General features: G+C 63.3%; 14 protein-coding genes. 9 read left to right on the plus strand and 5 right to left on the minus strand.

The features are described 5' to 3' along the window. Nucleotides 1-10 precede the first annotated feature (10 nt). A complete protein-coding gene (locus BLU85_RS08730) occupies nt 11-865 on the plus strand; it encodes a LysR family transcriptional regulator (protein ID WP_092197844.1) in 855 nt (284 codons plus the stop codon). 40 nt (nt 866-905) lie between these two features. Here BLU85_RS08730 and BLU85_RS08735 read toward each other — a convergent pair whose 3' ends face one another. Further along, the gene (locus BLU85_RS08735) at nt 906-2,612 is read right to left on the minus strand and encodes an amidase (RefSeq protein ID WP_092197846.1); all 1,707 of its coding nucleotides are present in this window, start codon (nt 2,610-2,612) and stop codon (nt 906-908) included. A 246-nt stretch (nt 2,613-2,858) separates the two neighbouring features. Here BLU85_RS08735 and BLU85_RS08740 point away from each other — a divergent pair, with 246 nt between their 5' ends. Genes BLU85_RS08740 through BLU85_RS08770 form a run of 7 tightly spaced genes read left to right on the plus strand, consistent with a single transcriptional unit; the run spans nt 2,859 to nt 9,153 of the window. After that, nucleotides 2,859-3,536, plus strand: coding sequence for a thermostable hemolysin (locus tag BLU85_RS08740; protein ID WP_092197848.1), 678 nt, complete (start codon nt 2,859-2,861; stop codon nt 3,534-3,536). Beyond that, nucleotides 3,526-5,007: an AMP-binding protein gene (locus BLU85_RS08745; RefSeq protein WP_092197850.1), complete on the plus strand. Its 1,482-nt coding sequence runs from the start codon at nt 3,526-3,528 to the stop codon at nt 5,005-5,007. The genes BLU85_RS08740 and BLU85_RS08745 overlap by 11 nt, the downstream gene beginning before the upstream one ends. Next, nucleotides 5,004-5,678: an iron-containing redox enzyme family protein gene (locus BLU85_RS08750; RefSeq protein WP_092197852.1), complete on the plus strand. Its 675-nt coding sequence runs from the start codon at nt 5,004-5,006 to the stop codon at nt 5,676-5,678. Before BLU85_RS08745 ends, BLU85_RS08750 begins: the two co-directional genes overlap by 4 nt. Beyond that, entirely contained in the window at nt 5,665-6,474 is an 810-nt protein-coding gene (locus BLU85_RS08755) for an SDR family oxidoreductase (RefSeq protein WP_092197854.1), read from the plus strand. Before BLU85_RS08750 ends, BLU85_RS08755 begins: the two co-directional genes overlap by 14 nt. Further along, the gene (locus tag BLU85_RS08760; protein ID WP_092197856.1) at nt 6,471-7,115 is read left to right on the plus strand and encodes a tetratricopeptide repeat protein; all 645 of its coding nucleotides are present in this window, start codon (nt 6,471-6,473) and stop codon (nt 7,113-7,115) included. Before BLU85_RS08755 ends, BLU85_RS08760 begins: the two co-directional genes overlap by 4 nt. A gap of 11 nt (nt 7,116-7,126) precedes the next feature. Further along, nucleotides 7,127-7,789: a response regulator gene (locus BLU85_RS08765; RefSeq protein WP_092197858.1), complete on the plus strand. Its 663-nt coding sequence runs from the start codon at nt 7,127-7,129 to the stop codon at nt 7,787-7,789. Further along, entirely contained in the window at nt 7,786-9,153 is a 1,368-nt protein-coding gene (locus tag BLU85_RS08770) for a sensor histidine kinase (RefSeq protein WP_092197860.1), read from the plus strand. The genes BLU85_RS08765 and BLU85_RS08770 overlap by 4 nt, the downstream gene beginning before the upstream one ends. Before the next feature lie 89 nt (nt 9,154-9,242). On the opposite strand, the gene BLU85_RS08775 is transcribed toward BLU85_RS08770, so the two are convergent. The 3 genes from BLU85_RS08775 to BLU85_RS08790 form a co-directional block, all read right to left on the minus strand. Then, nucleotides 9,243-9,689 (minus strand): DUF6691 family protein, encoded by a 447-nt coding sequence (locus tag BLU85_RS08775; protein WP_092197862.1) that lies wholly within the window; start codon nt 9,687-9,689, stop codon nt 9,243-9,245. A gap of 2 nt (nt 9,690-9,691) precedes the next feature. After that, on the minus strand, nt 9,692-10,126 hold the full coding sequence (locus BLU85_RS08780; protein WP_092197864.1) for a YeeE/YedE family protein: 435 nt from the start codon (nt 10,124-10,126) through the stop codon (nt 9,692-9,694). Between the two features lie 258 nt (nt 10,127-10,384). Continuing rightward, nucleotides 10,385-11,308, minus strand: a complete 924-nt coding sequence (locus tag BLU85_RS08790) for a universal stress protein (protein WP_092197866.1) — start codon at nt 11,306-11,308, stop codon at nt 10,385-10,387. 258 nt (nt 11,309-11,566) lie between these two features. Here BLU85_RS08790 and BLU85_RS08795 point away from each other — a divergent pair, with 258 nt between their 5' ends. After that, nucleotides 11,567-11,773, plus strand: a complete 207-nt coding sequence (locus BLU85_RS08795) for a hypothetical protein (protein ID WP_092197868.1) — start codon at nt 11,567-11,569, stop codon at nt 11,771-11,773. Here the strand turns inward: BLU85_RS08795 and BLU85_RS08800 are convergent. Beyond that, the gene (locus BLU85_RS08800; RefSeq protein WP_092197870.1) at nt 11,751-12,314 is read right to left on the minus strand and encodes a GNAT family N-acetyltransferase; all 564 of its coding nucleotides are present in this window, start codon (nt 12,312-12,314) and stop codon (nt 11,751-11,753) included. The two genes, BLU85_RS08795 and BLU85_RS08800, sit on opposite strands and share 23 nt — an antisense overlap. Between the last annotated feature and the right edge of the window lie 317 nt (nt 12,315-12,631).

Raw genomic sequence — 12,631 nt, forward strand, 5'->3', positions numbered from 1 at the left:
AGATTGAATCATGACGGCCATACTCGATATCGACTTGATACGTACTTTTCATGCGGTGGCGCGGATCGGTAAGTTCAGTGCGGCGGCAGACCAACTGCACAAAAGCCCGGCGGCGGTCAGCGTGCATATCCAGCGTTTGGAAGCGGTCGCTGGCGGGCGGTTGCTCAACCGGGACAATCAATCGGTATCCCTCACCGCGTTGGGCCAGCGTTTGCTCGTGGCGACGACAGAGCTGCTGAGCACCCATGACCGGGTGCTGGCCGACCTGCACGGAACCCGTTTGGCGGGACGTATCACCTTGGGGGTGCCGGATGAGTACGCAGACCATGTGATCCGCGACATCCTCCCGACCTTCGCCGCCGCGTGGCCCAATGTGGTGCTGGAGCTCAAGACTGCGCCAAGTTACGCGCTACGCGACCTGGTGCAGCGCGGCAAGCTCCAGGCGGCGGTGGTCGCCCAGCCGAAGGGGCAGGCGAATGCAGAGGTGCAAGTGCTGGTGTCCACCACGCCGGTCTGGGTCGGGCCGGCCCACACGGCGGCGGCCTCGATGGAGCCGCTGCCGCTGGCGGTGCATGCGGCGCAATGCCCTTATCGACAAGCGATGCTGGAGTCCCTCAGGCAAAGCGGACGCAAGACCCGCATCGTCCTGGAAAGCCCCTCCAACCAGGCCGTCAAGGCCTGTGTGGAGGCCGGGCTGGCGATCAGCCTGATCGACCGTGGGCGGGTGACGGATGCCATGCGGATCCTCGAAGGCCTGCCGGTGATCGCGGAGCATGAAGTGGTGTTCATGCGCGCCCAGGCATCACGTAACGACGAAGCCGTGAGCCTGCTGGCCCGTGCCATGCAGCAGTATTTCCGGCTGTAGGCATGGAGTCGGGCGCCGCTGCGCAGCCCTAAGGACCGGGTCAAGCCGACAATGGCGGTGTCCGAGGCGGCACCCGGCGCTTGGAGCCAATCGACTCGAACGCCGACGCCAGTTGCAACAGCTTCGAATCGTCATAGGCACGCCCGGCGAATGTCAGCCCGACGGGCATGCCGATGTCCGCCATGACGCCCATTGGCACGGTGACCGTGGGTACGCCCAGGTGGCGGATGGCGAGGTTGCCGTTGGCGACCCAGACCCCGTTGCTCCAGGCGATATCGGCAGATTCCGGATTGATATCCGCATCCGCCGGTCCGACGTCGGCGACGGTCGGGAAAATCACCGCGTCCAGGCCCAGCCGCTCCATCCAGTCTTCCAGGTCGATCCGGCGTGTCGCTTCAAGCCCCCGCAACCCGTCGGGCAGCGTCGGGATCTGGTCCCAGGGCGTAATGCCGCGCTGGGCCATCTTCACATACTCGTCCATGCCGGCGGCCAGATCGTCCTCCCGGTTGGGCAGGGTGCCCGGGTCGTGGGGGAAGATCTTCGGTCCGTCGACATCGGCCAGGCGATTCAATTTCGGATCACCGTTGGCCCGCAGGAAGTCATCGAATGCCCAGGCCGACAGGTCCCACAACTCATGGTGCAGGAACTCCTTGGAAACCAGGCCGCGGGTGAACACCGTCGGTGCGCCGGGACGGTCGCCCTCGCAGTTGGACACCAGCGGGAAATCCACTTCGATCACTTCGGCGCCGCAAGCCTCAAGGGCCTTGCGGGCTTGTTCCCAAAGGTCGATCACCGAGGCGCGGGTGACGATTCGCTGCCCGGTCGGGCCACCGATGCCGGGGGCTTCGGCGGTGCCGGCTTCAGGGTCCGCATTGATGTACATCCGTGGCACGCCGAACCGAATGCCGGCCAGCGCCGTCGGGTTGCTGGCAAGGCTCGGATACGAGGCGGGACGAACCGATTCGACGCTCGGAATCGGCACCCAGGGTTGCAACCGCCACAGGTCGCCACGGGTGTCCGGGTCCTCGGCGACCACTACGTCCAGCACTTCGAGCAGGTCGGCCATGGTCCTGGCGAAGGGCACGACGACGTCCATCGTCGGCGTCAACGGCCAGTTGCCCCGCACCGAAATCACCCCGCGCGACGGCGTGTAGGCGCACAGGCCGTTGTTCGACGCCGGGCCGCGTCCACTCGACCAGGTTTCCTCGGCAAGGCCGAACGCCGCGAAACTGGCGGCGGTTGCCGTGCCCGCACCGTTCGAGGAGCCGGAGGCAAAGGGCGCGGTGAGGTAGTCGCCGTTGTACGGGCTTTCCGCACGGCCATACACCCCGCGCTGCATCCCGCCATTGGCCATGGGCGGCATGTTGGTCTTGCCCAGGCAGATGGCCCCGGCGGCGCGCAGTCGTTCGATGGTGAACGCATCGCGATAGGCCACCAGGTCCTTGAACGCCGGGCTTCCGGAGGCGGCGGTGAGCCCCTTGACCAGATAACTGTCCTTGGCCGTATAGGGAATGCCGTCGAGCGGGCCGAGGGTCTGGCCACTGGCCCGGCGGGCATCGGAGGCCTGCGCTTCCTTCAGCGCATCCGGGTTGCGCACCACCACGGCGTTGAGGGCCGTGGGGGTGTCGGGGCCGTCGTAGGCATCGATCCTGGCGAGGTAGGCCTGGACAAGCGCTACCGCCGTGGTCTGGCCCGATTCCAGCGCGGCGCGCAGTTGGGCAATGGAAACTTCGGTGATGTCGATCATGCAGTTACCGCCGCGGTGGAAGGATGACGGCTGTGCGGGTCCATTGACATTGGGGCCTGGCACTTCAGGTCATCTAAAGGTGGATATTTATCGGGTTTTGCCTACTGTACTACGGAAGAACGATCAAGGGCAGCCCAGGTTTGATCGGATTATTTCTCAAGCATGCGCAAGCTTCCCATCTTCAGACTTCGTTAAGAAACGGCCTCGATACTTCTCCCCCAATAGCCCGAGGGAGAACGTTGCGCCATGCCCGATTTTGACTGGAACATCCACTTGCCGCTGGCCTTCGGCGATGCCGGCCCGCCGGTTCGGCACTTGCACCGGGCGTTGCCGGGACAAGCCCGGCGAGCTGAGTTCGAGGCGTTCATCCAGCAGCGTTTTCGCCAGGTCCACGGTGCCGATATTCGTCACTTCATGCCGGAGCTGTTCGGGCTCGACGATGTCCATGGCACGCTCTGCGCAGCCGCTGGCGTGCGCCGGGCCGCCCGGGGGCCGCTGTTCCTCGAACATTATCTGGACAGCCCCATCGAGCCTTTGATCAGTGCCGCCGCCGATCGAATGGTGGACCGCGCTGGCATCGTCGAGGTTGGCAACCTGGCCGCCAGCGACACGGGCAGCGCCCGGCTGAGCATCATCGCGATCACTTATCTGTTGGCCATGGGCGGCCTGGAGTGGGTTGCCTTCACTGGCAATATCGGCCTGGTCAACAGCTTCCATCGCCTGGGCCTCAAGCCCGTGACCCTGTGCCCGGCCGACCCACAGCGCCTTGGCGAGGAGCGTCACCTCTGGGGGCGTTACTACGAAAGCCAGCCGTGGGTTCATGTCGGAAACATCCGCGCCGGTTTCATTCATCTGCGCAATACCGGCGTGTTCAATCGCCTGGGACTGCCGACGGACCTCGGAGAAACCAGCCATGTCGCCTGAATTGGAACGCTTCAAGCGCACTCTGCGTGGTCATGCCGAGCGCAGGGGCCATGCCGTGGCACTGTGGGGCGACGGTTCGCAGCTCGACTACGCGACGCTTTATTCCGAAGTGGTGTACCGCCAGCAACGCCTGCGCGATGAACACATCAGCGTTGTCGCCCTGGCCCTGGACAATGGTATCGAAGCGATGCTCTGGGACCTTGCCGCGCTGTTCGAAGGGCTGGCCTGCGTCATCCTGCCCGGTTTTTTCAGCCAGGCTCAACGTCGGCACTGCCTGGAGCAGAGCCAGGCCGAGCGGGTGATCGCCGAGCCTGCGTTCGAAACGCAACTGCAAGCCGCCGGATACCAGCACGGTGGCGAGTTCTGGCGACGGCACTTCGACGGACCGAGCCGTCTGCCGGCAGGCACCGCCAAGCTGACGTTCACCTCTGGCACCACCGGCACACCGAAGGGCGTCTGCCTGAGCGCCGACAGCCTGTTGCGGGTGGCTCGCGAACTGGAGCAGGCCAGCCAACCGGTCGAGGCCAGGCATCACCTGGCGTTACTGCCCCTGGCGATTCTGCTGGAAAACCTTGGCTGCTACGCGGCGTTGTATGCCGGTGCCATGCTGAGCCTGCCCAGCCAGAGGACGCTCGGCATTCAGGGCGCCAGCGGGGTCGACCCGACGCGGCTGCTGGGATGCCTGGCCGAGCGCCGGGCGCAGAGCTTGATCCTGGTTCCGCAGCTGCTGCTGATGTTGGTCATGGCTGCCGAACAAAAGATGTTCAACCCGCACATCGTGCGATTCGCCGCCGTTGGCGGGGCACGGGTGTCCCACGATTTGTTGCAGCGGGCCCAGCGTGTTGGCCTGCCGGTGTTTGAAGGCTATGGGTTGTCGGAATGCGCCTCGGTGGTGTGCCTCAATCGGCCACAGGCTCATCGTGCCGGCAGTGTCGGCCAGCCGCTGCCCCATGTGGAGGTCCGCTTGGCCGATGACGGCGAAGTCCTGATCAAGGGCTCGACGCTGCTCGGTTACCTGGGTGAGCCACCGCACGCCAGCGAATGGTGGCCCAGCGGCGACCTGGGGGCGTTCGACGAGGACGGTTTCCTTTACCTGCGCGGTCGCAAGAAACACCAATTCGTGACCAGTTTCGGTCGCAATGTGAACCCCGAATGGGTTGAAGCCGAACTCACCCAGGGCGGTGACATTGCCCAGGCCTTCGTTTATGGCGAAGCCTTGCCGCACAACCATGCTCTGCTCTGGCCCGCCCGTGCCGACTGCACGGATCAAACGCTGGAGCTGGCCGTGGCCAAGGCCAACGACACGCTGCCCGACTACGCGCGGGTCCATCGCTGGACGCGCCTGGACCAACCCTTCAGCGCTGCCAACGGCATGCTCACCGCCAATGGCCGGCCACGCCGGGAGGCCATCGTCGAGCATTACCGCGCGCAGCTCACTTCATCTGTCTTGTCCGAGGAATCCTCATCATGAGTTTTTTTGACACGTTGCAAGAAGCCACCCAGCAAGAGCGCCAGACCCTGTTCAATCTGCCGATCATCCGCGACGCCCTCGACGGCCAGGTCAGCCTGGCCAGTTACCGGGGCTTCCTGATTCAGGCGTATTACCACGTGCGCCATACGGTGCCGTTGATGATGGCGTGCGGGGCGCGCCTGCCAACGCACCTGGAATGGCTGCGCAAGGCCGTGTGCGAATACATCGACGAAGAGTACGGCCATGAGCAATGGGTGCTGGATGACATTGCCGTGTGCGGTGGCGATAAGGAGGCGGTGCGCAACGGCCAGCCATCGTTGCCCATCGAACTGATGGTCAGTTACCTCTATGACTTGATCGCCCGAGGCAACCCGGTGGGCCTGTTCGGCATGGTCAATGTGCTGGAAGGCACCAGTATCGCCCTGGCGACCCATGCCGCCGACAGCATCCGCCAGCGCCTGGAACTGCCGCCCACGGCGTTCAGCTACCTCAGCTCCCATGGTTCGCTCGACATCGAGCATATGCAGACCTATCGCGGCTTGATGAACCGCCTGGACGATCCGGCGGACCAGGCTGCGGTGATCCATGCCTCCAAGGTGGTGTACCGGTTGTACACCGATATGTTCCGGGGCCTGCCTCGTGACGGGGAGCCTCAACATGCGCCTGTGTGATGCGCGTGTCGTGCTGACGGGTGCCAGCGGTGGAATCGGCCAGGCCATTGCCGCTGCCCTGTGCGCCAGTGGCGCGCGGGTGCTGGCCGTGGCCCGGCATCGCGAAGCCTTGCAGCCGTTGCTGGAGCGTTATCCGCAACACTTGAGCTGGGTCGAAGCCGACCTGACCTTCCTCGCCGACCGGCGCAAAGTACTGGCCGCCGCCGAGGCTCTGGGCGGTATCAACCTGCTGATCAATGCCGCCGGCGTGAACCACTTCGCCATGCTCGAACAACTCGACGACAGCGAGATCAACGCCATGCTGGCGCTGAACATCAGCGCGCCGATTTGCCTGACCAAACTGCTCTTGCCACTGCTCAAGCAGGCTGACAGTGCGATGGTGGTCAACGTTGGCTCGACTTATGGATCAATCGGCTACCCGGGCTATGCCAGCTACTGCGCCAGCAAGTTTGCCTTGCGCGGATTTTCCGAAGCCTTGCGTCGGGAGTTGGCCGACACCCGTGTCGGAGTGCTCTACGTGGCGCCCAGGGCCACCCGAACCTCGATGAACAGCCCGGCAGCCGACGCGCTCAACCAGGCCCTCAAGGCCAACGTCGACGACCCACAAACCGTGGCGGCGGCGGTGATCCACGCCATTATCGGCGACCGGCGCGAGCTGTATCTGGGCTGGCCTGAACGCTTTTTCGTCGGTCTGAACAGCCTGTTGCCCAATCTGGTGGACCGTGGCTTGCGCAAGCAATTGCCACTGGTGCGCCGCCTCAGTCGCAAACCTGAAAACGAGCACCTCAAGCCATGAAAAAAATTCTCGCTTGCCTATTGATCGGCACCCTGAGCCAAAGCGTCTGGGCATTGGAGGCGGCCGACCAGCAACGTCTCAGCGACATCCAGCAGCGCTGGGCCCACATTCAATATGAAGTGCCCGAAGGCCAACGCGCCGACGCGTTCGAAAAACTCGCGACCCAGGCCTCGGCATTCAAGCAGGAGCGCCAATCGGTGGCCGAAGCATGGATCTGGTCCGGCATCGTCAACAGCAGTTGGGCCGGTGCCAAGGGTGGGCTCGGTGCGCTGGGCAAGGTCAAGGACGCCAAGGGCGACCTGGAAAAAGCCCTGACCCTGGACCCCAAGGCCCTGCAAGGCTCGGCCTACACCAGCCTCGGCGCACTCTACGACCGGGTGCCGGGCTGGCCCCTGGGTTTCGGCGATTCGGACAAGGCCGAGCAATTGCTCAAGCAAGCGTTGCAACTCAACCCGAACGGCATCGACAGCCTGTACTTTTGGGGCGATCACCTCTACCGTCAGAAGCGCTACAGCGAAGCCAAGGCAGCGCTGCAAAAAGCCTTGCAGGCGGCGCCGCGGCCGGGTCGGGAAACGGCCGATGCCGGGCGCCGCAAGGAGATCGACGCGTTACTGGTGGATGTGAACAAGCAACTGAACTGACAGGAGCGCGTGTGCGTTTATTACTGATCGAGGATGATGTGGCCTTGGGGGAGGGCATCCATCAGGCCCTGAGTCGCGAAGGCTATACCGTCGACTGGTTGCAAGACGGCAGCAGCGCCTTGCATTCGCTGCTCAGTGAGACTTTCGACCTGGCGGTGCTTGACCTTGGCTTGCCACGCTTGGACGGCCTGCAGGTGTTGCGGCGCTTGCGTGACAGTGGTTCCAACCTGCCGGTGCTGATCCTCACCGCCCGGGATGCCACCGAGGATCGCATCGCCGGGTTGGACGCCGGGGCTGACGACTATCTGGTCAAACCCTTCGACCTAGCGGAGCTCAAGGCCCGGCTACGGGCCTTGTTGCGCCGCAGCGCCGGCCGCGCCCAGGCGTTGATCGAACACGCCGGCATCAGCCTGAACCCCGGCACCCAGCAAGTCAGTTACCAGGGCAAGCCGGTGGCCCTGACGCCCAAGGAATATCAGCTGCTCCATGAACTGCTCTCGCCGCCGGGCCGCGTCATGACTCGCGATCATTTGATGCAGTTGCTCTACGGCTGGAGCGAGGAGGCCGAGAGCAACACGCTGGAAGTGCACATCCATCACCTGCGCAAGAAATTCTCCGCCGACCTGATCCGTACCATTCGCGGTGTCGGTTACCTGGTGGAGGAGCGTCGATGAGTTCGATCCGGCGGCGTACCCTCACGTTGATCCTCGGCTTGCTGTTCCTTGGCCTGTTGATCATCACGGTATTCAACCTGCATGACAGCAACCACGAAATCGCCGAGGTCTACGATGCCCAATTGGCGCAGAATGCCCGGCTGCTGCAGGGTGTGATGCGCATGCCGATGGCGAGCAAGGAACACGCCGAGCTGTATCAGGCGTTCAATTCGGCGTTGGGGCAGGCGATGCCTAAAGTCGACGGTCATCCCTATGAAAGCAAGATCGCTTTCCAGGTCTGGAACTCACAAGGTTCGGTGCTGGTTCATACCTCCAGCGCACCGTCGTTCACCTCACCGCCGGGCACACCCGGTTTCAGTGACATCGTGGACCAGAAGAGCCGTAAGTGGCGGGCGTTTGTCCTGGACGACGCGCAATACGGCTTGAAGATCTGGGTGGGCGAGCGCGACGACGTGCGTGCCGACCTGGTCGACCGCATTGTTCGTCACACCGTCGTGCCCAATCTGATCGGTAGCGTGGTGCTTGCCGCAGTGATCTGGCTGGCCATCGGCTGGGGGCTCAAGCCCCTGGTCGATATGGCGGCGAAGTTGCGCGCCAGGCATCCCGGCTCCCTGGAACCCTTGCAAATGATGCCGCTCCCTACGGAGCTTGAGCCCATGCAGGCGGCACTCAACCGTGTCTTGGCGCAGATCCAGGAGGTGATGGGCCGTGAGCGGCGTTTCATCGCCGACGCCGCCCATGAAATGCGTACGCCCTTGGCCGTACTGCGGGTGCATGCACAGAACCTGATGGAGGCGGGGAGCGAGCAAAGCCGTCGCGAGTCCCTGGAACACCTGATTGCCGGGGTCGACCGCACCACGCGCCTGGTCAACCAATTGCTCACCATGGCGCGGCTCGAACCGCAGGCAGGCGTTCCGACGCCTGCAGTCATCGACCTGGCCACCACGGTTCGGGCGAGCCTGGTGCAAATGACGCCTTGGTTGTTGAGCAAGGGGCTCGAGCCGGTGCTGGACGTCAGCGATGACATCGGTCCGGTTCGAATCGACCCGGTGGCTATGGACATCGCCTTGAACAACCTGGTGACCAATGCGGCCAATTTTTCGCCGGCCAACGGCACGATCACCGTACGCCTGGCCAGGAAGGGCGATCACTACGAACTGTCCGTCGAAGACCAGGGGCCGGGTATCGACGAGGCCGAGCGTGAGCGGCTCTTCGAACGCTTCTACAGTCGTGGCAACGACCAGGGCGCCGGGTTGGGGCTGACGATCGTGCGCACCATCGCGGATCGACTGGGGGGGCACATACGCTTGGAGAATCGTACTGAGGGTGGGCTGTGCGCGACTATGGAAATAGGGCGCTTCTAGGCGATTACCCGGTGCCATGACCGGTGGCCGGCCCCGTAGGGTGCTTCAAGCAGGCGCATCGGTCGTAGATTGTCCGGCGAGAAAGGCGACTATCTCGTCGGCCGTGCTGCCTCCCGATCAATGGCCGCGCGGTTTTCCAGGGCGCTGAACAACAACATGCCCGCCAACATGGCCAGCATGAAGACAAAGGCTTGCCAGTGTCCGGTCAGCAGGATGGCCACCGCGGGGCCGGGGCAGATGCCGGCGATGCCCCAGCCGATACCAAACACCAGGCTGCCACCGATCAGGCGTGGGTCCAGTTCTCGCTTGACCGGCAACTGCATGGGGCTGCCCAGCAGCGACTGAGTCTGTTGGCGCGCCCAGGCCAGGGGGACGATGGCGGTGCCAATCGCCCCGATCATCACCAGCGCCAGGGACGGGTCCCAGGCGCCGGCCAGGTCCAGGAAACCCAATACTTTTTTCGGGTTGGCCATGCCTGCCAGGAGCAGCCCGAAGCCAAAGAGCAGGCCGGCGATGAATGCCGTCAGTTTGCGCATGTTCAAACCCCTATCACGTGACGCAGGACAAATACCGTGGCGAAACCGCTGAGCATGAAACACGCCGTGGCGACCATCGAGCGCGGTGAAAGTCGTGACAGGCCGCACACGCCATGGCCACTGGTGCAGCCCGAACCGTAGCGAGTGCCGACCCCCACCAACAGGCCCGCGACAGTGAGGCCGAACCCGCCGTTCTGAAACTCGATCGGCGGCAAGGTGGCAAACACGCCCCATAATGGCGGCGCGACGAGCAGGCCCAGAAGAAACAGAGCCTTCTCGCCCAGCCCTTCGCTGCCACGCTGCAGCAGGCTGCCGATCAGCCCACTGATGCCGGCGATCCGGCCGTTGGCGACCACGAACAGGCTGGCCGCCAAGCCAATCAACATACCGCCGGCAAGGGATGACCAAGGCGTAAAGTTGAGCCAGTCAAAATTCATCAGCGTTCTCCGGTACACAATCGTTGATATTCCACTATGCGATTCAACCCAGGGCTTTTACCAGCAGCACGGCCGCTACCAGCGTCGACACAAGGGCGAAGCCATCTTTGCAGATGGGTTCCGGCAACCTGGCAGCGACCAGGCGCCCGCCGAGCTCGCCAGCACCCCTGGCAGGGCAACCAAAGCGATAACGGTCAGCGACGTGGCGAGCACCGATTGCGTGGTCAGATTGGTGTACCGTTGGCGCGCAGTTGTGCCTCAGCCAACTCGCTGCGGCGCAATCACCCACAGGCTGCAGGGCATTTTGTACAGCAGGCTTTCCACGGTACTGCCGATCAGCTTGTCCAGGCTGCCGTAGCGCACGCGCCCCATGACGATGACATCAATGTCACGGGACGCGGCGTAGCTCGCCAGCACCTTGGCCGGGTCACCCATGATCATGCGTCGCTGGTCCGGGGCGATGCCATTGCGTTCGGCCAGTGCATCGAAGGCGGCGCCCTGGGATTCGTAGAGCTGGCGGGCCAGGGTCGAGGAGAAGAACATCGAACCGTTGCCGAAACCGTATTCGGCGGCGGTAATGGACGAAAGGTCATAGGCGTAGATGACTTCCAGCGTCGCGTCGCAGCGGGTGGCCAGCTTGTTGGCTTCGCTCAGGATACGGTCATTGAGGCTTTCGTAGTGTCCGTCCTGATGGAACGGGTCGATGGCGGCCATGATCTTGCGCGGACGAGCGTGGTTGACCTTGTTGACGAAGTGCAGTGGAACTGCGCATTCGCGCAGCAGGTGCACGTCCAGCGGTGTGAACATCAGTCGGGAAAACCATGACTCAGGGTCCACCGACTTGATCAGCGCCTCCATAGGCGCTTCCTTGAGGTGGACCAGGATTTCCTGCAAGGGGCGCTCGACCCACGTCACTTCTGTCGTGACCTCGATACCGAGGTTGCGCAGGGGCCTGGCCTGTTCTTCCAGCCACTGCCGATGGCGCTCGATGTAGCCCAGGCGCATCTGCTCCAGTGCTTGCTCGTTGACCAGGCCCGCCGTGGCCAGGCCTTCGAGGTAGTCAAACGCGACAATATGCAGCGCCGCGCCTTCGGCCCTGGCCAGTGCGGCGGCCCGGTCGAACGCCGGGCTGTGTTCCATCAGTGACGAGACGACCAGCATCAAGCGTGATTGCGTAGACATGACAAACCTCCCGGGCAAGGACCTGTTGGCGCCGGGCGACATTTCGCGCGGCGTGGTGTCTGTCATCGATCATGAGCGTCATGGCACCCGGTAACTTGATTTGCATCAAACACGCTTCAAAGCGTTGCACCGAAGGCGGCAACGGCGCGGCAATCGCGCTATGTTTGGGCATGATCAGTCGCCTCAGGGCAGGAGCGAGAGCCGGCTCGGACCTCTGGATTGAGTGACAACCGCAGGCAGTGCCAGAGAGCCGTAACCATGACTGAAACCCTGGCCTTCGCCAATGCCGCCGCCGCGCTGGTCGTGCTCCCGCTGGCGCCGGATCGATTCCTCGGGCCTTATGACGCAATCAACCTGCGCAACCTGTGCACGCTCACCGTCATGCTGATGGCGGTGGGTGCGCTGGGGCAGGCCATACCAAGGCCCCGTGCAGCGTCCGGAGCTAAAGGTAGAGCCGGTGAATGACCTGCCGGGTGTCGTCGGGATCGCTGTGGGTTTCAAAACCCAGGCTATGGGCCAAATCCCGCATCGGGGCATTGCTGGCCGCATCGACGGAGTACATCTGGCGGTAGCCATTTTTACGCGCGGTGTCGATCAGGTGCTCCATCAGCAACGTCCCCAGCCCCAGGTGTTGCCAAGGGTCGGCGACCGTCACCGCGCACTCGCATTCGTGTTCCTGGGTCGCGCAATAGCGACTGACTCCGATCTCGATCAACTCGCCGTTGTCATGGACCAGGGCGATGTAGGCCATGCGTGTCTTGCAGTCGACGTCCATCAAATGATCGAGCAACGCCGCGCCTGGCTCATTGATCTGCGCCAGAAAGCGCATGTGCCGGGACTCTGGTGACAGGCGCATGATGAAGTCGTATTCGCGCTGGCGATCCTGCTCCCTGAGCGGGCGGATCAAGACATGCCGGCCGTCCTTGAGTGCCTGGATCCAGTGTTTGCCACTGATGCTGGCATACAGGGCAGCGGCGCGTTCGTTGTGGTCTTTGACAGTGAGCATGGTGCGATCCTCCCTCGGATGTACGCGTGCGGTGCGAGAAAAAGCTCTGCATTCGGTACAGTTCTACGCCCGCCATGGCGATCGATTCTGATCTGGATCAGTGCCCGCGTATCCGTCGTCTTCACCGTCGAACAGATGCGAGTCGGTACGGCACACACCGCTGGCTTGCATCTTGATCAAGCAATGCCCTGCAGCTGGCGTCGGTTGAGGGCGCTCTTCCAGTTGCAAGGGCTGGTACGAACTTAGTGTCCCTGGTTCTGATGTAAATCAAGTCACCTTTGTTTCCGCGCTCCAGAATCAGGCATGAATAACGGTTC

The organism is Pseudomonas sp. NFACC14, from assembly GCF_900106885.1.
In the GTDB taxonomy this organism is placed as follows: Bacteria; Pseudomonadota; Gammaproteobacteria; order Pseudomonadales; family Pseudomonadaceae; genus Aquipseudomonas; species Aquipseudomonas fluorescens_AA.